Here is a 19,266-nt window from a genome sequence, read left to right on the forward strand (position 1 = left end):
CCTTTATCGGTCGCGAAGAACCCTACGGGAGATTAAGCCGCAACGGTTTTAACGGACCCGGTTTATGGGCAATATAAGCGTAATCTCTCTTGCAAACCCTCCGAGACTTCTTCGGGCACTTCCCTGACCGTGATATCTCCGCCTAGGAAAAGCAGCCAGTTTGTCATTTCAGTTAATTCTTCGGTATGCTCTACATTGACAAAGGTCTGTAGAATAGCAGTGGTTTGGTAAGGATTCGTATACGAAATAGACACGTTTAAAGGATGGTATTTTTTGAATTGGGTGATCGCCTTTGGACCAAGCTCCAGGACAAGGTTAATGACATCTTCCTGTTTGCTTAGCAGTTCTAAAATTTTTTTCTTGCTTGCTCTTTTTTTCGAAGAGTATGGTTCTACATGGGTGAGATGGTCGACAGGAATTATTCGTCTCTTCTCATCCTCTAAGTCAAAGCCTTCAATTAGCCATAGGCTCTTCTCATGGTATAGGTGCAAGAGATAAATGGGATAAGATTCTATGACTTTCCCTTGTTTGACGGTGACCCATAAGTAGCTATCCATCAGAAGGATTTGAATCAGTTTCTCCAACATGGGGTGGGGGAGGTCTGACAGATCAAGCAGGTCCGGATTATGAGGGTTGGTCCCTTCAAAGAGCAGTATTTGATTTAACAGTACAAGGTCATCCTGCTGATTATTTGAGATGAGGCCTAGTAATTTTTCAGCTAAAGAATGACGACTCTTCAGATAAGGGAGCTGCTGATTTCTGGTTGCCATGAAAGCAATAAATAGAGCTTTGATCTCATTATCGGTAAAACGAACCGTGGGCAGAACCGAGTTGTTCATGACAGAATAACCCCCATCCCTTCCAACTTCAGCGACAAGGGGCATTCCCATGGCTTCGATTTCCTTGATATCCCGGATTGCTGTCGAACGGGAAATGTTAAATTCCCGCATGATTTCAGAAATGGTAAAGTGAGCGCGGTTGTTGATATATCGCATGATGATATTAATCCGTTCAACCTTATTCATCGAGGCCTCCTAAACAGTATCATTTTCTGACATGGTTTAAGGTTATTATAAACCTATCAAGTGAAAAGACAAATCATTTGATCATCTTAAAACAAAGGAAGGTTTTGAACATGGCAGATTATATTCTTGAGGAAAAAGACAGCTTTACCGTTTTAGGCATTGGAACAGAGCTGAAGAGCAATTACACCGACTATGCCGGCATAAATAAAGAAAAGGCAGACTTCTGGTCGTCGGTCAAAGAAGATGGAAGACTAGACACATTAAGAGGTTTAGCCGCAAATGACTACATTTTTGCCGTGAACGAAGCGGTGAATAACAAGATGATGCACTATGCTGGTGTTATGACAGAGGCATCGTTACCGGAAGCTACGAGAGTTATCCAATTTCCTAAAGGGGAATATCTCGTGGTAAAAGGGGAAGCCAAGACGGCTGAAGAGCTCAGTAATACCCTTACTGGCATCGCCTTTGGTCAAGTTTTGCCAGAAGCTAAGCATATTGCCTATGTTGGCGGGCCGAATACAACGGTTGAGATGGGGGAGCGAAACGGCTTCATATACGGTGAATTGTGGATACCTGTCGTAAGGAAATAAAGATAAGCAGATGATGATGCGCACATATGCGAGTGTTGCTCAAAGCAGGTTGTAGAGAGCAACACTTGCTCACACTTTAAGGGGGGATAAAATGATGTCCTATACCGTTGATTTTAAACATGTGTCTACGGTTGGTTTAGAGTCTTCACCCGTAGCGGACACGCTTGCTGGCTTACGAGCGAACGAAGCCCGCTACTTTATGAACAAATATAAGCATGAATTTACAGTTGTACCAGCGAGCGAAAGCCAGGAGACCCTTGATTATGTGAACCGAATTTTGAAAGAAGAACGTGATCTTGCGTTTGCGGCCAAACCACTTGAAACGTCGCGTTTTCAAGTGGACAACATCCAGTTTACCTATGTCTTTTATGAGGATGGTCTTGGACTCAATGTCATGTATACGGTGGATGACCCGAAGAAACGGGCCGTTGGCTTTAAGCTTTCTGAGGGAATGGAGATACCGCAGGAATTGGAAGGGAAGTTTAAGTTTGCGAGGCAGAAGTCTACCTTAGCTGGAACCATTCGGGGCTCCTTTTTTGTAATCAAAGGCGAATATTAGAGCTTAATGAGGACCCGAGGCAAGCTGAGGATTACCTTAGCGGAAAATCAAAAAAAAGAACCTGGATAAATGAACAGGTTCTTTTTTTATTGCGTATAAACAGACCCGATGATATAATCAGATCACGACTATGTATTATAAAAAGTCAAAGTTAGTTCATCTTACAATTTTATTGTATCATGCAAAAAAAACCTTGTCAAATGTTTTTTTGCAATTTAATGGTTAGGAGAGATGTGAATGAATTCGTTGGTCCTCGGCTTTTGGGAAATCGAGAAAACGCAGCTTTTGCTTGTTGGTGGTAAAGGGCTCCATCTAGGGGAATTATCAAAAATGGAAGGTATACAAGTACCTGAAGGATTTTGTATTACAACCCTGGGTTATCAAAAAGCTATGGAGCAAAACGAAACCTATCATGCTTTGATCCATCAACTGAACCTGCTAAAAGCAGAAGATCGTGATCAAATTGCCGAAATCAGCAGAAGGATCAGGCAAAGCATTGTGGAAGTAGAAATTCCTTCCGAAGTTGCAGAAGCCGTTACTCAGTATCTCTCCCGGTTTGGCGAAGACCACGCTTATGCTGTGCGTTCTAGCGCGACTGCTGAAGATCTACCACACGCCTCTTTTGCAGGACAACAAGACACCTATTTGAATATCATCGGCATCGATGCCATCCTGCAGCATATCAGCAAATGCTGGGCTTCCCTATTCACGGATCGCGCGGTCATCTATCGTATGCAAAACGGGTTTGACCACAGCCAGGTGTATTTGTCCGTTGTCGTTCAGAAGATGATTTTCCCGCAGGCTTCAGGGATTATATTTACCGCGGATCCCATGACTTCGAACCGAAAGCTGCTATCCATCGATGCCAGCTTTGGACTTGGAGAAGCATTGGTCTCTGGCTTGGTATCCGCCGATGGTTATCAAGTGCAGGAAGGGAAAATCGTTGATAAAAGGATAGCAACCAAAACATTGGCGATCTATGGTCGAAAAGAAGGCGGAACAGAGACCCGGCAGATTGATCTCGATCAGCAAAAGGCTCAAACACTTACGGAGCAGCAAATTTTAGAGCTGGCACGCATCGGAAGACTGATCGAAGCTTATTTTGGCTCACCCCAGGACATCGAATGGTGTTTGGACCAGGATACTTTTTACATTGTCCAGAGTCGGCCCATCACGACGTTATATCCTATCCCTGAAGCGAAGGATGAAGACAATCACGTTTACGTATCTGTCGGACATCAGCAAATGATGACAGATCCCATGAAACCGCTGGGATTGTCTTTTTACCTGTTAACAACTCCTGCCCCTATGCGTACAGCCGGTGGAAGGCTGTTTGTTGATGTTACACCTATGCTGGCTTCGCCTGTCAGCAGAGAAACGATATTGAATACTCTGGGTCAATCTGATCCGCTTATTAAAGACGCGCTTATGACCATAATTGAGCGAGATTTTATCACATTATTACCAAATGAAAACAAAGAACCGGCTCCCAGTAACAGCAAAGCTAAATCGACGCCGGGTGTTCAAGCACCGATCGAATACGATCCGTCCATCGTTTCTGATTTAATCAAACACAGTCAAGCCTCAATAGAAGAGTTGAAACATAACATCCAAACGAAATCGGGATCCGGTTTGTTTGATTTTATCCTCGAAGATTTTCAGCAATTAAAGAAGATATTATTTGACCCGCAAAGCTCAGCTATCATTATGGCCGCTATGGATGCTTCAGCGTGGATCAATGAAAACATGGAGAAGTGGTTAGGTGAAAAAAACGCAGCAGATACACTTTCTCAATCGGTATCAGGCAATATTACTTCGGAAATGGGACTTGCGCTATTGGATGTCGCTGATGTAATACGTCCTTATCCAGAAGTGATTGATTATTTACAGCATGTAAAAGACGACAGCTTTATGGATGAACTGATCAAGCTGGACGGTGGACCGGAAGCCCGGGACGCTATCTACGATTATCTGGGCAAATACGGCATGCGCTGTGCTGGAGAAATCGATGTAACCCGCACTCGTTGGAGCGAAAAACCCATTACACTTGTTCCGTTAATTCTTGGCAATATCAAAAACGTTGAGCCTCATGCAAGCCAGCGGAAATTTGAACAAGGGCGGCAGGAAGCTCTGGCAAAAGAACAAGCGATATTAGATCGATTGAAGTCATTACCGGATGGTGAACAAAAAGCAAAAGAAACCAAGCGAAGGATTGACCTTATTCGGAATTTCAGCGGCTACCGGGAATATCCCAAATACGGCATGGTGAATCGCTACTTCGTATATAAACAGGCGCTACTGAAAGAAGCCGAACGACTCGTACAAGCGGGCGTTATTCATGACCAGGAAGATATATATTATCTTACTTTTGAAGAATTTCACGAACTCGTACGCACCCATAAACTGGACGGCCAGATCATCAGCCAACGAAAAGAAGAGTACAGGTTATACGAAAAGCTAACGCCGCCTCGCGTCATCACATCGGATGGTGAAATCATTGCTGGTAAATACAAACGAGAACATCTCCCAGCCGATGCTATGGCAGGTCTGCCTGTTTCTTCCGGAGTGGTAGAGGGACGCGCACGTGTCATCTTAAACATGGAAGAAGCTGATCTCGAAGAAGGAGATATATTAGTCACCTCTTTTACGGATCCAAGCTGGACACCGTTGTTCGTTTCCATAAAAGGTCTGGTCACCGAAGTTGGTGGACTGATGACCCATGGAGCCGTGATCGCACGAGAATATGGCTTACCGGCCGTTGTAGGCGTGGAGAATGCAACTACAAGGATCCTAGACGGGCAGCGCATTCGCGTGCATGGAACAGAAGGGTATATCGAAATCGTGTAAAACGTACCTTCACGGATAGTAAGAAGCCTTGGCTAGAGAGCCGAAAATATGGTCTATGTGGACATAAAGCTTACCATTACATCTGCTATCAAGGAAGTAATCGTAAGATTGACTAATGGAGCATTTTAGTTGAAAAATTATCACGCAACTCTGCAGTTGCTTAAGGTTGACAAGCAACCGTAGAGTTGCATATAATCGATATATGAATTGGGATAAGGATGCTGTATTCAAAGCGCTTGGCGACTCGACTCGGCGACTTATGCTGGACGAACTATCCGAACGCAACGAGCTGACGTTGTATGAACTTACGGTTCGTCTCATTATGAAGCACGAACTCTCGATTTCAAGACAAGCGATAGCTAAACATCTTGCTGTTCTGGAAGATGCAGGACTTGTTATATCAAAGCGAAAGGGTAAATTTCGAGTCGTAATATTTAACAACGAACCGCTTAAGAATTTGCTGAATGGATGGATAGACTAATTTTAGTACAACCCATATGTCGAAGGAGGCACTAACAGTATGAAAATCGTAGTTACCAGTCTTTTTGTACAAGATCAGGACAAGGCATTGGCATTTTATTCTGAGAAGCTCGGTTTTGTTAAGAAGCAGGACGTACCTGTCGGAGAATTCAGGTGGATAACGCTTGCTTCTCCCGATGATCAAGACGGCACGGAGCTGCTGCTCGAACCGAATGACCATCCTGCCGCCAAGGAATTTCAAAAGAAGATATTCGCTGATGGAATACCAGCAACCATGTTTGGTGTGGAAGATATTCAAGCAGAGTACGAAAGACTAGTAGACAAAGGTGTAAAGTTTACGATGCAACCGACTAAAATGGGCGAGCTCACCATAGCCGTCTTAGACGATACATGCGGGAACCTGATTCAGATCGTGCAGAAGTAACTTCTCAAAAAAAAGTGAAATGGTCCCTTAAATCCAAACTGGAAGCATGACAAAACACAAAACCCAACGATCAGTACTCAAGTCCTGATCGTTGGGTTTTGTTTTGCATTTGCATTGTCCCAGTTCCCGATAGTGACAATAATGTCACACGGAATCGATTATTGTTATGTCAATCGAAGGAAATAAATGGGTGTCCCATTTATACTGGAAATTGCTTGACGAATTTATTTCCGAAAGAGGGATATTCACGGATGACTGATGTTATGAAAGCGATAATACTTGGCATAATAGAGGGCTTAACTGAATTTTTACCAGTCTCGTCTACTGGACATCTTATTTTAGCAGGGCATTTGCTTAGCTTTGAGGGACAGACTGCAATAACTTTTAAAATTGTTATACAGCTGGGTGCGGTGATGGCAGTTCTGCTTCTTTATTGGAAAAGGTATTTGGCCATCGGGGCTAATCTCATTAGAATGGATTTTTCCCCAAGTAAAGGGTTAAATGTAATTCATATGATGTTGGCTATGCTGCCAGCATTAATTCTGTACCTTCTCTTCAAGGATACAATAAAAAGCCAATTATTCGGCCCAATTCCGGTCCTGATCGGTCTGGTTGCTGGTGGCTTGTTGATGATCATCGCCGCACGGAGCAGGAGAACGGAAACTGCAGAGACTATGGATAGGATTCATTATAAACAAGCGTTTGGGATTGGTCTGTTCCAGTGTCTGGCTTTGTGGCCGGGATTTTCGAGATCGGGTTCGACGATTTCAGGCGGCCTTTTGCTTGGCACCAGTCAAAAAGCCGCCGCCGATTTTACGTTCCTTATTTCCGTGCCTGTTATGTTTGGTGCAAGCGTGTTGGACTTGTACGATAGTCGAGAATTGCTGGACTCTGACGATTTATTCCTAATGGCCATTGGCTTTATGACATCCTTTCTTGTAGCTATGATTGCAGTAGTGACGTTTATTAAATTGATTAAGCGGCTTCGATTGGAATGGTTTGCTCTATATCGTTTTGTCTTAGCAGGGCTATTCTACTTAATCGTCCTTCAGTAACCGATAAATGAGTAGCATATTGATGCAGTATAACACAAGCGTGTATAATTGATTTGATTCAAATTACACAATTCTCGTTAAAGAAAGTGTGGTACTTCCATCAATGGTTAAAGTGGATAGACGAAGTCTCAGATCTCAAGAGTCGATTAAGGGCGCTTTTATTGCGCTGCTGGCAGAAAAAAGCTTTGACGAAATTACGATACAGGATATTGCCGATAAGGCAAACGTAGGCCGAAGAACCATCTATCTTCATTATTTGGATAAATACGATCTGTTAGACAGACTCATTGAAGAGTACATTAGCGAGCTGAGGAGGCTCTGCCAATCCTCGTCGGATTTGAGCTTTGTGGATGCGATGCGGATCTGGTTTGAATTTTTCGAACAGAATTACTCCTTCTTCGCGACCATTTTGGCGAGTAAGGGCGCTTCTTCATTCCGCAGCGGTTTTATTAAGCTTGTCAGTGAAGAACTCGAGGGTGAATTGGATGTAGCTGAAGGCATAAATAAGGGCTTCAGTAAAGATATCGTTCGCAAATTTATGGTAACGGCGACGGTGGGGATCATAGAATCCTACTTTACCAAGGAAATCACCGACCCGATCGATGTCGTGTCCGAACAAGTTGGGCGCTTGTTAGAGCGGAATCTATAAGGAGTTGAAGCGGAGCTCTACTGGGAGGTATGGATTTATGATCCATGCCTTTTTGTATTTTCGTAATCACGGCACAATTTCGATCGATGTGTGCATTAATGCACACGATGCGGTCATTTGATCATTGAAGATATTTCATTCCTGTTTAAAATAATACACATGAGGTCGTTATCGCACACTTACGCATTAACGAGATTTCATAACCATGATGCATCAGAAAAAGACATGGATCCATTTGTAAGTGATCCAATCGGCGAAAATAGCAGGTCAATCACAATAAAAAACAATCGGAGGACTAAAATTATGCAAAAAAACGTTAAATTTAAAAACAACCAATTGTTGTTGGCAGGTAACTTGTATGTTCCAGCTGGATTCGATGAAACCAAGAAATATCCGGCAATCGTTGTCTCCCATCCTGGCGGCGGCGTAAAAGAACAGACGGCGGGACTTTACGCGAATAAACTTTCTGAATCAGGTTTTATAACTTTAGCATTCGATGCATCCTATCAAGGAGAGAGTGAAGGGACCCCGCGTTATCTCGAAGATCCGTATGCTCGTACAGAAGATGTTCGTGCAGCAGTGGACTATTTAACGACATTATCCTATGTAGATACCCGTAAAATTGGCGCGTTAGGTGTTTGTGCCGGCGGGGGCTATACAGTAGCGGCTGCACAAACCGAACGCCGCATTAAAGCTGTAGCAACGGTTAGCATGGTCGATATCGGATCACTATTTAGTGAAGGGATTGCTCGTGCAGTACCGGTCGAAGACCAAATCAAACTGTTGGAACAAGTTTCTGGACAACGGACAGCCGAAGCCAATGGAAGTGAAACGCTCCATGGTCCGTATGTGCCGCAGGAATTGGAAGAAGGCATGACGGGTACAATGGCGGAAGGACACGAATATTATGTAACCGCACGCGGATGCCACGAAAATGCACCTAACCGTTTCGTGTTTACAAGCTTCGATAAAATTTTTACCTTCTCTGCATTTAGCCACATTGATAAGTTCTTAACGCAGCCATTTTTAGCGATTGCCGGTAGTGATGCGGATACTCGCTACTTCAGCGAAGAAGCGGTTCAAGATGCTGCTAGTCGGGATAAAGAATTATTCATCATGGACGGTGCTACACACGTTGCATTATACGACCAGCCTGAATACGTGGGTCCGGCAGTGGAAAAGTTAGAGAAGTTTTTTACAGATCATCTAAAATAATATGATTCGCTTAGATTCAATAAACAAGGGAAAGGAGTATTAATGTGACCTCTATATTAATTCTTGGAGCCGGAGGGCAAATCGCAGATGTCCGGCGACGATCTGGAGGACCAAGCGAAAGCCATCGTAGGTGCAATGGAATCGACGGGCGTGAAACGCTTGAATTTTATCAGCTCGCTCGGTATTTATGATGAAGTCCCGGGAGATTTCGGCAAGTGGAATAACCGCACAATCGGTGAATATTTGGGACCATATCGCAAATCAGTCGATGTTATCGAGGCCTCGAATCTCGACTACACCGTACTCAGACCTGCATGGCTGACCGATTATGACGAGATTGAATATGAGGTTACGGAGAAGGGAGAGCCGTTCAAAGGCACGGAAGTATCGCGCAAGAGTGTCGCGGCCCTGGTTGTCAAATTAATTGAATCTCCGGATCTCCATGTTCGCGGAAATTTAGGGGTCAACAAGCCGAATACCGATGGTGAAAAGTCAGCCTTCTATTAAGCAGTTCCCGCTTAGTTTATAAAGAAGATCATAGTAAAATGAGGGTGTCTCAAAAGATATTAGATCTTGCGAGATGCCCTTTTTGCTGTCTGAAGACGTCCATGATATCGAATCGTTCCACCTGTACGGTTACCCTGACCCCAAGAGTCAGGAATGGTTCTGAGCAAGATAGCGCTACTTTTTAAACGCAAAGAAACCAATCTTTGGTAAAATAGAGATGTGATTCACCTTTTACGATAGCAGCAGCAGGGAGGACGGGGAAAATGAATAACAACAGCTTTCATACATCCAACAAGCACGCCAGTGTGATCCTGAACAGCTACCTGAGATGGACAGGAAAGTCGCTTCTTGATGATTCAGTTGAATCAGGTGCAGAATCAGAAGTACTGTTCCGGGCTCCGCTCGTCGTACTGTCCCATGGAACAGAGCCGGACCCGATTTTGAACTATGGTAATCAGAGGGCGCTTGAATTGTGGGAAGTAAACAGGGAGACCTTCACCCAAACGCCCTCGAGGCTAACGGCAGAACCGATGGAGCGCGAGGAACGCGCGGTCTTCCTGAAAGCTGTCAGTGAAAATGGATATGTCGATAATTATACAGGTATTCGCATTTCCAGCACCGGCAGAAGATTCTATATCATGCAGGCGACGGTATGGAATCTTACAGACGATAACGATGTATTTCATGGACAAGCTGCTGCTTTTCGTCAATTTCGTTACATAGAATGAAAGAAGCATATGACGTTATGGCCACAATAGCTGTGACTTGAAGAAGGAGGAATAAGCTTTTCCTTCATTGACTATAGAATTTTAATGTTAGTTAGTGATGATGTTCTGAGAATTAAGGGGATACCAGGGTTACCGCATCAATTTTCAATATGTTTGTCGTCCATAAATAATATTCAGAAATGAGGAACCGTTATGGAGGAGCAAGATGGTCGTGTATCAAATGATACCACCGTGGAATCTATCAAAAGTTTAACAGATAAAGATGCGAAGACTTTCTTGAACCTTATATACGCAGTTTTGAAAGATAACACGAGTCCTAAAGAACAATTGATTTCAAATGTATTGTCCATTTATGAGAAGCAAATACCGAGAGTGGTTAAAGCAAGACAGAATCGTAATGATGGATCAAGCTGATAGATATAAAAGCCGTATAAGTTACACCTAAAGAAGAGGCTGGACTCTCTCACAAGGCGTTCAAAACCGGTAGTCGTGAGACGCACGATCTACGGAACGGATTTTACTGTCGCAGCAACTTTTCTAAGATCTATGTGTTACTATTGTAGTATTGAACTTTACATTAAGTGGGTGATCATTACTTGAAGATTAAGAAATGGAAAAATGCAATTGCCGTTATACTTATGATATCCGTACTTTTACCGCTGGGAGCACAAAAATCGGATGCGGCTTCGAAGTACGTTGAACTGGAGTTGCAATGGGAAGACGGCCGAATCTCTCATATTGAGACGCTGCTTAAGGACGGGGTTACTTACGCAAGTTTTTTCTCACTCGGCAGTGCGGCAGGTCTGCTGTGGAAGATGGAAGGTGACGATGTGGCCGTTCTGACAAGGGATCAGAAACGCATTGTTGTACACATGGGCAGCAAAATTGCTGAAGTTGATGGTCGAAAAGTGGATATGGGCAGAGAGCCTGTGTGGTATATCAGTCACCTTTATGTGCCGATTCAATTTCTCGCATCTGCTCTGGATGGGGAAGTGGCTAATCGTGACACAAAGACGGGGAAGGTAACCGTGACTGGACTCCACAATTATACGGATACTTTCTATGGCAGCATGATGGGATACAGCTATGTGATTCGTGCAGCAAGAGGGGATCTTGAGATTACTAATGCTGTTACGGGACAAAAGAATTCGATTCCGCTAGGCATCAAGGACATTAATGTGAATACTCACGATCTCAGCTTACAATTCAAGCGGACTCCCGAAAATTTACTTATTGTAATCATTGAGTATTCTAATCGAAAGACTGGAGAATATGATCTGTATGCATTAGTATTTAAGAATAAAGGGCTAATTCGCAAATCTGTTGCTCACGGGTTAATGGAGCAGCATGAATGGTTGAAGTCGGACGGCACCATTCAACTCATTGATGATCACAATATACGTATGATTGACGATGGAAGCGGCAATGTACTTGAAGTGATTGCTCGGTAACGTTGGACAACAAGAACATAAAGACTCTAAAAGTCGCTTAATATGCGACTTTTTTTGAGGCTCCATAAAAAGAAGAGGGCTATGGGAACAAGGTGTTCAAGTCCCAAATCCATAAAAAAATTTGGCGCTTTAGCCTTTCTACTCTTTTTATTTTTGTACCTAATGGGTAATAAGATGATGTTGGCTCTGATGGGAGGGATACGCGCATTACCACGTATGAGGGAGATGAATCAATAGCTCCTTCGAGTGCATTCTGTATTTTTCACCAAGTTGTCAGAAAGAGTTGACCCTTTCTTGAACGTTTAGGGACGAAGACGTGTCAGTGATTGATTTGCTAGGAGACAAAGATATAATAATTTTAACTATTAGGTTTCATCTAGTCATATAAATGCATGTAGTACCAGGTTTATACAGGCTCGCAAGATCTCGCTTCAGTCGGGCAAACGGCAGTCAAACGAAGCAACCAACGTATTGCCCAACACAGTGCTGTCATTTACGTTACTTTGTGAAAAAATTCTCTTTTTATATAACAGAGATCGAGGAACGATTCATAAAACGCAGCTTGCAGCGATGTCGCTAAAGCCTATCCAAACCTGATATTGAATGCAGCCCAACGGGTGGCAGGCCTAATCCAAAGTTTAATTTATCACAATAATGGAACAGAGTTTAAAAGGAGGCAGTATAAAATGGCAATTGATACGGTAATGTGGAGCAGGCTGGTGACAGGTATGACACTCGCATTCCACGTTATTTTTGCGACACTTGGAGTCGGTATACCCTTAATGATCGCTATTGCAGAGTTCATCGGGATTCGCAAGAAAGATCCCCATTATACACTGATGGCGAAGAGGTGGGCACGAGGTTTTGTCATTTCTGTCGCGGTTGGTGTCGTGACCGGCACCGTGATCTCCCTGCAGTTGGCTCTGGTGTGGCCGAACTTTATGAAGCTGGCTGGGAATGTCATTGCACTGCCATTATTCATGGAAGTGTTTGCGTTCTTTTTTGAGGCCATCTTCCTGGGCATTTATTTGTATACGTGGGATCGATTCAAAAATCCGTATATCCACTGGCTGCTGACCATTCCGATTGTGTTGGGCGCAGGCATGTCGGCTGTCTTCATTACAACGGTGAACGGATTCATGAACCAGCCTGGAGGCTTTGTGATGGAAGCAGGCCAATTCACGGCGGTTGACCCGGTGCAAGCGATGCTGAATACGGCAACGTTCTCCAAGGTGTTCCATGTATTAAGCTCGGCCTATTTGACAGGGGCAGCCCTGTTAGCCGGTATCGCAGCCTTTGCGATGCTGAGAAAAGGGGTATCCGCCTACCACAAAAAAGCCTTGAACCTCATGATGGCCGTTGTTTTACTGTTCGGGGTGCTGAACACGTTAGCCGGGGATGTGTCCGCCAAGTTTTTGGCTGAGCATCAGCCGGAGAAGCTTGCTGCGGCAGAGTGGCATTTTGAGACGGAAAGCGGCGCGGATTTGATTCTAATGGGATGGCTGAATGCAGAGCATGAAATTCTAGGGGCTCTTCACCTGCCGAAACTGCTCAGCTTCCTGGCCTTTGGAGACTTTAATGCAGAGGTAACGGGGCTGGAGGAATTTCCCCAGGACGAATGGCCGCCGCTTCTCGTTCATTACCTGTTTGATTTGATGGCCGGAATCGGATTTGCTCTGCTCGCTATTGCGGTGCTATATTTCCTGTTTGTGTTCTGGAAAAAACGCAATGAGCTTAACAAGTGGATGCTTCGCATTATCGCACTGGGCGCACCGCTTGCTTTCCTGGCTGTTGAGCTGGGCTGGTTCTATGCGGAAATTGGGCGACAGCCGTGGATTATCCGCGGGATTATGCGGGTGGAGGAAGCTGCTACGTCTTCACCGAATATAAGAATTTTATTCTTCGTTTTCTTGCTCCTGTACATCGTACTGGGCATCATGTGTGTAATCGTGTTAAGACGCTTGTTCAACAATAATCCGGCGGAAGTCGAGATGGAGAAATGGCTGAAGGAAAAGCCTGATCCATCTACGGAGAAGGGTGGTCCTGCATCATGAGTTACGAATTGATTGGCATCTCGGTGCTGTGGCTGTTCTTGTACGGCTATCTAATTATAGCCTCTATTGATTTCGGGGCGGGCTTCTTCGCTTTCTATGCACGCTTGACGAAGCAGGATCATCTGATTAATCGTTTGATCTCCCGTTATTTATCACCCGTTTGGGAGATCACGAATGTATTTTTTGTCTTTTTCTACATTGGTATCGTCGGATTTTTTCCGGACACGGCCTTTTATTATGGCTCCGCGCTGCTTGTTCCGGCCAGCATAGCCGTAATACTGCTTGCGATTCGCGGTTCGTTTTATGCTTTTGAAAATTACGGCTCCAAGAAAAACATTGTGTATCTGTTCCTATACGGAGCAACAGGTTTGCTTATTCCCGCTTCATTATCAGTGGCGCTAACGTTGTCTGAAGGCGGCTTTATCGTGAAGCAGGGGGAGACGGTTTCTCTGGATTACTGGGAGCTGTTTACCAATCCGTTATCGTGGAGCATTGTGGGACTCGCAATAGTGTCCGTGTTGTTCATTAGCGGCACATTTTTGACATTTTACGCTTCTCGGGCAGAGGATCATTCTGCGCTGAAGCTGATGCGGAATTATGCCCTGTTCTGGAGCACACCGACCATTATTCTCGCACTGACAGCATTTATTTATTTGGGTCAGCACAATGAGCGTCATTTTCAAAATATGATGGATTTATGGTGGCTGCTCGCGCTTTCCGTTGCTTTCTTCATGATTACGATGTGGCTGTTATACAACGGACGACGTTACGGTTTAGCTTTTATATGCGTCATGCTGCAATTTTTCTGTGCCTTTTTCGCTTACGGGATTGGGCAATACCCTTATATTCTTGATCCGTACATCACGATTCAGAGCAGCGCAACTTCACCGGCCATGGGCTTCGCACTGGTTGTTGTGTTTGTCGGTGGACTGCTCCTGTTGATCCCATCCCTTATTCTGGTGTTCCGACTATTCCTGTTTGATGCGGATTATGTAAAAGGGAAAAAATAAAGAGAATTGATCCATTACGGCTTGTAACAGGTTTCTATACAGGCCTATATATAAAGGAGGAGAGCTCTGTGAAGAGGAGATCCAGTCTGATTTCTCAGCAAATGTCTTCACAACGGAAAAGTATGACCCTCCTCGCGGTCATTTCGCTCGCGCTTGGTGTTGCTATTGTGAGTCAGGCTGGACTGCTTGCTGAAGCAGTCCAACGGGTTTTTGTAGAGAGTGCTTCCTTTTCATCGGTTGCCGTGCTGCTCGGCCTGCTTCTGGCTGTTATGGTTATACGCACATTGTTGTCGTATGGAAACGGTAAAGTTGGCTTGCGTATGGCTGCCACTGCGAAGACGAATATGCGAGCAGCTGTGCTGCAAAACTTGACCCATGCCTCCATGCCTTCAACCCTTCTTGGACAGACGGGAGGGAAGGTCAGTATTGCTCTGGATGCTGTGGATGAGGCTGACAGTTATTTCAGTCAGTACATGCCGCGTATGATGGAAGCTGCCATGATCCCGCTACTGATTCTGGTCGTTACATTTACCCAACATGCCAACACAGGTTTCATTATGCTGTTTACGGCTCCGTTTATCCCGTTGTTCATGATTCTGGTGGGGCTGAAAACGAAGAATAAATCCGAAGAAAAATATGCGCAGCTGGCCGAGTTTTCAGGTACGTTTCTGGATTCTCTGCAAGGGCTGGTGACGTTGAAACTATTTGGACGGGCCCGCCATCAGCAGCAGGAGATTGAACGCAGCAGTCTGGGCTACCGTGATGCCACGATGGGCATTTTGAAGATTGCGTTTACGAATACCTTCATGCTGGAATCGATCGTGATGCTAAGTATCGGTATTGTCGCGCTCGAACTGGCTATCCAGCTGCTCGTTTTCAAATCGATGACGTTCCATACTGCATTTCTCGTTCTGCTGCTCGTTCCCGAGTTTTACAGTCTGTTAAAGAACACGGGAACGGCCTTTCACAGCGGACGAACCAGTATGGGAGCGGTTCGCAAGGTGGAGCAGATGCTGGAGGAAACGGCAGGGGAGAGCTGGAACGCGAATGGCAATGAAGGAGAAGGTACATCCGAAGGAATCGACAAGATCGATAGTATGGACAGGGGCGTCAGCAAGATCAGCCCATCAGAGAGTGCTCATTTCGACCCAATTCACATGCCGCCATCGTTGGAACTGGACCATCTCCGGTTTCGATATGCTCCCGATTCTTTCGAGCTGGAGACTGGACGGATCACGCTGGGTCCGGGAGAACACATTGCCATTGTTGGCAAGAGTGGTTCCGGCAAAACGACTTTGCTCCATCTCATTGCAGGTTTGCTGAAACCAGCCTCGGGAACCGTACTGGTGAATGGAAGCCCACTCTCACAATACGATGAGAGCGCATGGTTCGAGTATGTTAGCTACATTACACAGCATCCGTATATTTTTGCAGGCACATTGGCTGAAAATATTGCAATTGGGGCTGGTGGAAACATCACCAGGGCTGAAATTGAGCGAGCGGCAGAGGAAGCCGGACTTGCCGCGCTTACCGCCCAATTGGAGCATGGATTTGATACCTTTGTGGGTGAAGGAGGCAGGGGGCTGTCCGGCGGGGAGAAGCAGCGGCTTGCTCTGGCACGCGCTTTTTTGAAGCGGCCTGCCATCATATTGTTTGATGAACCTACAGTTGGGCTCGATTTGCACACCGAGCGGGTACTGCAGCGCTCCATTGCCAAGCTGGCCAAGTCGGCTACGATGATAACGGTGGCTCACCGATTATATACAATCCAACAAGCCGACAAAATTTTGTATATGGACCGTGGAGTGCTGGTGGACGCCGGACGGCATGATGAGCTTCTGGAGCGTCTGCCCCAGTATGCCGAGATGGTTGATGTAGAGCGGAAAAGGGGGGATGACCATGAATGAGCTGGCTGTTCTGTCCAAAGCGATGATGCAGGAGCGCAAGGATATTGTCCTATCGATTTTGGGTGGTTTTATCGCTGGCATAGCCGGTGTGGCACTCTTTTCCGCGAGCGGTTATTTGATTTCGCAAACGGTATTTGCGCCACCGCTCTATACATTGATTGTGCTTACCTCGCTGGTCAAAATGCTGGGTCTGCTTCGGGCGGCAAGCCGTTATGGAGAACGCTTGTATTCTCACCGGGCGACGTTCTCCATGCTCAGCCGTTTGCGCACATCCTTTTTTGCCAAGTTAATTCCTTTAACGCCCGGTATACTGAACAAAAATCGAAGCGGGGATTTGCTTGCGCGGATCGTTGGGGATGTGGAAAGCCTGCAAAATTATTTTTTGCGTGTTGCTTATCCCCCGATCATGGTAGTCATGGTGTTTTTAGCAACGGTGTTGTTTACTTCTGCCTTTTCACTCTGGATTGCCCTTCTGTTTGTGCTGGGCATGCTGGTAACGGCATTCGTTGTACCGGGAATTGTTTTGCTCGGGCAGCGGAGAATCCATGGACGCGTTCGCGAGCAGCGGGCGCAGCTTTCCACGGAAGTCACCGAAGTGTTGTATGGTTTCCGGGATTTGAAAGTATACGGACAATTGGCACAGCGGGAGCAGCAGCTTCAGCAGGCTTCCTCAGCACTGGCGGCCGAGCAGCAGCGAGCAGCCGGGCACTTGCTGCGTGGGCAATCGATGCATGCTTTGGTTACGTTTCTCATTTCCTGGGGGGTGCTCGCGCAGGGTGCCTATTTAATAATGGACGGGGCGCTCGCCGGGGTGTTTCTGGCTATGCTGGTCATGGCCTCGTTAACCGTATTTGAAGAAGCGGCGGCAATGGCGACATTACCCGCGTATAAGGAGGATAGCGAACACGCAGCTAAACGACTGACGGAAACGGTTCAGTCCACCGCCGTGCAATCTTCGCAGCCAGGCGGCACGTTGGCTGTGGATCATGCTGTTTCGATTGAGCTATCCGGTGTTACGTTTCAATATGAAGGGGAATGGAGAGCGGCGCTCAGGGATATGTCGCTGCTCATTACACCCGGATCCAAAACGGCGATTGTCGGGCCGAGCGGTTCAGGAAAATCAACGATTATCGACTTGCTGCTCGAGCTGCGTACACCAATGGATGGTGATATACGATTAAACGGCATTTCAGTGAAAGAACTGGATGAGGCGAGCATATGGCAAGCGGCTAACGTGGTGTTGCAGCAAAGTCATTTCTTCCGGGGAACGATCCGGGACAACCTGCTGTTGAATGGAGAAGAGCACACAGACGAACAATTGTTGGAAGTGCTGACTAAAGTGCAGCTGCCCGATACATCGTTGACCGATAGGGTGTATGAAAAAGGGGAGAATCTGTCAGACGGGGAGAAGCAGCGGCTGGCTCTGGCACGGGCGATGCTTCGCAAAGGACGGTTATGGCTGCTGGACGAACCCACTTCATCGCTGGATTATGTGACAGAGCAGCACGTTATGAAGCATCTCTATACACAGGCAGCTCATGATACACTTCTCCTGATATGTCATCGGCTTACCGGATTGGAAGAGATGGACCAGATTGTGGTCATGGACCAAGGCAGGGTAATCGAAACAGGTTCTTATTTGGAGTTGATGGAGCAAAAAGGCTATTTTTATGAGATGAAGCAAATTGAGCGGCAAATGATCGGAGAAGTGGGAGCGTAGACAAGCCACAACTCGCCATAAGGTGTAGCCTACTGCCCGCACTGTGATGGTCCTCTGTTTGCAGGCAAGGACGTAGCGGTTATTGGCGGAGGAAACTCCGGCATCGAAGCAGCGATTGATCTTGCAGGCATTGTAAGTCTTGTGACGGTTCTCGAATACAATACGGAGCTATAAGCGGACGCCGTTCATCAAGATCGTCTTTACAGTCTGCCTAACGTAACGGTCCTAAAAAGACGTTCAGATAAAAGAATTTACTGGAACATATAAGTTGAACGGTGTTTCTTATATTGCCACCATGGCGCTACGAGCTTGCCAGGTGTGTTTACTGCCGGCGATTGTACAAACAGTCCGTACAAACAGATCATCATTTCTATGGGATCGGCGCAAATGCTGCTTTAGGCGCATTTGATTATCTTATCCGCAATTAATACAATATCTAATGTTTAAGCGGTCGCCTAACTACCAATCAGGTAGTTAGGCGACTTTTATTATTTTGATAGGTATCAATCCCAGCACCATGTTCACGTATAATCTTTAGTAGATAATGAAGGTATATTTAGAAAATTAGTGTATAAAGAGTCATTATTTCCTACGAAGCAAGTGCAGTATTGATTGACCTTGAGGGAGGCAATCCCCGAGGTTTTTTATTTATATGGACGTTCGCCTTGTCAACGAGTAAGAAACTGAATACCTTATGACATATAACCATAAAAGGAGGAAAACACATGAGTGAAGTTCTAAGACACGGATACCATCATTGTCATCAGGGTCACGGTTCAGTTGGGGCAATATTGGTTCTTTTTATCTTGTTGGTGATAATTACTAGTTCTTTCTGTGCTTGGGTATAATTCTCTCGCCCAAGGCTGTTATGCCCGTTTCTTTAATGGCATAAGTGTCATGCATGATTGCCTTCATGGCTTAATTCCTATTCTGAACTGTTGCCTAAGTGTGATAAAGTCCCCAAGACTTTAACTTTCATATCCATTCAAAAGGCCATGAAGCCCATGCCTACATGGCCTTTCTTCCGAATTTACCATATGCAACA

At 45.5% G+C, this 19,266-nt stretch carries 17 protein-coding genes and 1 pseudogene; 17 read left to right on the forward strand and 1 reads right to left on the reverse strand.

Annotated features, from left to right (window positions below; genetic code table 11):
- Positions 1-62 precede the first annotated feature (62 nt).
- Positions 63-1,025 carry a helix-turn-helix transcriptional regulator gene (locus tag WDY75_RS15080; RefSeq protein WP_063480716.1) on the reverse strand — a complete coding sequence of 321 codons (963 nt, stop codon included), beginning with the start codon at positions 1,023-1,025 and terminating at the stop codon, positions 63-65.
- Between the two features lie 110 nt (positions 1,026-1,135).
- Here WDY75_RS15080 and WDY75_RS15085 point away from each other — a divergent pair, with 110 nt between their 5' ends.
- From WDY75_RS15085 to WDY75_RS15165, 17 genes and pseudogenes are all read left to right on the forward strand, one after another.
- Positions 1,136-1,615, forward strand: a complete 480-nt coding sequence (locus tag WDY75_RS15085) for a GyrI-like domain-containing protein (protein ID WP_006210348.1) — start codon at positions 1,136-1,138, stop codon at positions 1,613-1,615.
- Between the two features lie 94 nt (positions 1,616-1,709).
- Positions 1,710-2,174, forward strand: a complete 465-nt coding sequence (locus tag WDY75_RS15090; protein WP_036637757.1) for a hypothetical protein — start codon at positions 1,710-1,712, stop codon at positions 2,172-2,174.
- 237 nt (positions 2,175-2,411) lie between these two features.
- Positions 2,412-5,021, forward strand: a complete 2,610-nt coding sequence (ppsA, locus tag WDY75_RS15095; protein ID WP_063480717.1) for a phosphoenolpyruvate synthase — start codon at positions 2,412-2,414, stop codon at positions 5,019-5,021.
- Positions 5,022-5,223: 202 nt separating this feature from the next.
- A complete protein-coding gene (locus tag WDY75_RS15100; protein ID WP_006210345.1) occupies positions 5,224-5,502 on the forward strand; it encodes an ArsR/SmtB family transcription factor in 279 nt (92 codons plus the stop codon).
- 39 nt (positions 5,503-5,541) lie between these two features.
- Positions 5,542-5,925: a VOC family protein gene (locus WDY75_RS15105; protein WP_006210344.1), complete on the forward strand. Its 384-nt coding sequence runs from the start codon at positions 5,542-5,544 to the stop codon at positions 5,923-5,925.
- A 251-nt stretch (positions 5,926-6,176) separates the two neighbouring features.
- A complete protein-coding gene (locus WDY75_RS15110) occupies positions 6,177-6,980 on the forward strand; it encodes an undecaprenyl-diphosphate phosphatase (protein WP_006210343.1) in 804 nt (267 codons plus the stop codon).
- 103 nt (positions 6,981-7,083) lie between these two features.
- The gene (locus WDY75_RS15115; protein WP_036637761.1) at positions 7,084-7,629 is read left to right on the forward strand and encodes a TetR/AcrR family transcriptional regulator; all 546 of its coding nucleotides are present in this window, start codon (positions 7,084-7,086) and stop codon (positions 7,627-7,629) included.
- Between the two features lie 303 nt (positions 7,630-7,932).
- Positions 7,933-8,844, forward strand: a complete 912-nt coding sequence (locus WDY75_RS15120; RefSeq protein WP_063480718.1) for an alpha/beta hydrolase — start codon at positions 7,933-7,935, stop codon at positions 8,842-8,844.
- 87 nt (positions 8,845-8,931) lie between these two features.
- Positions 8,932-9,351 carry an NAD(P)H-binding protein gene (locus WDY75_RS15125; RefSeq protein ID WP_231888326.1) on the forward strand — a complete coding sequence of 140 codons (420 nt, stop codon included), beginning with the start codon at positions 8,932-8,934 and terminating at the stop codon, positions 9,349-9,351.
- 263 nt (positions 9,352-9,614) lie between these two features.
- Positions 9,615-10,079 (forward strand): MEKHLA domain-containing protein, encoded by a 465-nt coding sequence (locus WDY75_RS15130; protein WP_063480719.1) that lies wholly within the window; start codon positions 9,615-9,617, stop codon positions 10,077-10,079.
- Between the two features lie 192 nt (positions 10,080-10,271).
- Positions 10,272-10,493, forward strand: a complete 222-nt coding sequence (locus WDY75_RS15135) for a hypothetical protein (RefSeq protein WP_006210337.1) — start codon at positions 10,272-10,274, stop codon at positions 10,491-10,493.
- A 182-nt stretch (positions 10,494-10,675) separates the two neighbouring features.
- The gene (locus WDY75_RS15140) at positions 10,676-11,530 is read left to right on the forward strand and encodes a stalk domain-containing protein (RefSeq protein ID WP_063480720.1); all 855 of its coding nucleotides are present in this window, start codon (positions 10,676-10,678) and stop codon (positions 11,528-11,530) included.
- Between the two features lie 686 nt (positions 11,531-12,216).
- Positions 12,217-13,584, forward strand: coding sequence for a cytochrome ubiquinol oxidase subunit I (locus tag WDY75_RS15145; RefSeq protein ID WP_063480722.1), 1,368 nt, complete (start codon positions 12,217-12,219; stop codon positions 13,582-13,584).
- A complete protein-coding gene (locus tag WDY75_RS15150; RefSeq protein ID WP_006210333.1) occupies positions 13,581-14,594 on the forward strand; it encodes a cytochrome d ubiquinol oxidase subunit II in 1,014 nt (337 codons plus the stop codon). The genes WDY75_RS15145 and WDY75_RS15150 overlap by 4 nt, the downstream gene beginning before the upstream one ends.
- Positions 14,595-14,662: 68 nt before the next feature.
- The gene (gene cydD / locus WDY75_RS15155) at positions 14,663-16,501 is read left to right on the forward strand and encodes a thiol reductant ABC exporter subunit CydD (protein WP_063480723.1); all 1,839 of its coding nucleotides are present in this window, start codon (positions 14,663-14,665) and stop codon (positions 16,499-16,501) included.
- Positions 16,494-18,221 carry a thiol reductant ABC exporter subunit CydC gene (cydC, locus tag WDY75_RS15160; RefSeq protein ID WP_063480724.1) on the forward strand — a complete coding sequence of 576 codons (1,728 nt, stop codon included), beginning with the start codon at positions 16,494-16,496 and terminating at the stop codon, positions 18,219-18,221. Before cydD ends, cydC begins: the two co-directional genes overlap by 8 nt.
- Before the next feature lie 21 nt (positions 18,222-18,242).
- A pseudogene (locus WDY75_RS15165) lies at positions 18,243-18,649 on the forward strand (FAD-dependent oxidoreductase); the annotation flags it as partial.
- Between the last annotated feature and the right edge of the window lie 617 nt (positions 18,650-19,266).

The sequence above is a fragment of the Paenibacillus glucanolyticus genome, from assembly GCF_037333485.1.
In the GTDB taxonomy this organism is placed as follows: domain Bacteria; phylum Bacillota; class Bacilli; order Paenibacillales; family Paenibacillaceae; genus Paenibacillus_AQ; species Paenibacillus_AQ glucanolyticus.

Coding starts and splice junctions, on each gene's coding strand:
- WDY75_RS15080 (WP_063480716.1), bottom strand. CDS start 1,025: ATGAATAAGGTTGAACGGATTAATATCATCATGCGATATATCAACAAC.
- WDY75_RS15085 (WP_006210348.1), top strand. CDS start 1,136: ATGGCAGATTATATTCTTGAGGAAAAAGACAGCTTTACCGTTTTAGGC.
- WDY75_RS15090 (WP_036637757.1), top strand. CDS start 1,710: ATGTCCTATACCGTTGATTTTAAACATGTGTCTACGGTTGGTTTAGAG.
- ppsA (WP_063480717.1), top strand. CDS start 2,412: ATGAATTCGTTGGTCCTCGGCTTTTGGGAAATCGAGAAAACGCAGCTT.
- WDY75_RS15100 (WP_006210345.1), top strand. CDS start 5,224: ATGAATTGGGATAAGGATGCTGTATTCAAAGCGCTTGGCGACTCGACT.
- WDY75_RS15105 (WP_006210344.1), top strand. CDS start 5,542: ATGAAAATCGTAGTTACCAGTCTTTTTGTACAAGATCAGGACAAGGCA.
- WDY75_RS15110 (WP_006210343.1), top strand. CDS start 6,177: ATGACTGATGTTATGAAAGCGATAATACTTGGCATAATAGAGGGCTTA.
- WDY75_RS15115 (WP_036637761.1), top strand. CDS start 7,084: ATGGTTAAAGTGGATAGACGAAGTCTCAGATCTCAAGAGTCGATTAAG.
- WDY75_RS15120 (WP_063480718.1), top strand. CDS start 7,933: ATGCAAAAAAACGTTAAATTTAAAAACAACCAATTGTTGTTGGCAGGT.
- WDY75_RS15125 (WP_231888326.1), top strand. CDS start 8,932: ATGTCCGGCGACGATCTGGAGGACCAAGCGAAAGCCATCGTAGGTGCA.
- WDY75_RS15130 (WP_063480719.1), top strand. CDS start 9,615: ATGAATAACAACAGCTTTCATACATCCAACAAGCACGCCAGTGTGATC.
- WDY75_RS15135 (WP_006210337.1), top strand. CDS start 10,272: ATGGAGGAGCAAGATGGTCGTGTATCAAATGATACCACCGTGGAATCT.
- WDY75_RS15145 (WP_063480722.1), top strand. CDS start 12,217: ATGGCAATTGATACGGTAATGTGGAGCAGGCTGGTGACAGGTATGACA.
- WDY75_RS15150 (WP_006210333.1), top strand. CDS start 13,581: ATGAGTTACGAATTGATTGGCATCTCGGTGCTGTGGCTGTTCTTGTAC.
- cydC (WP_063480724.1), top strand. CDS start 16,494: ATGAATGAGCTGGCTGTTCTGTCCAAAGCGATGATGCAGGAGCGCAAG.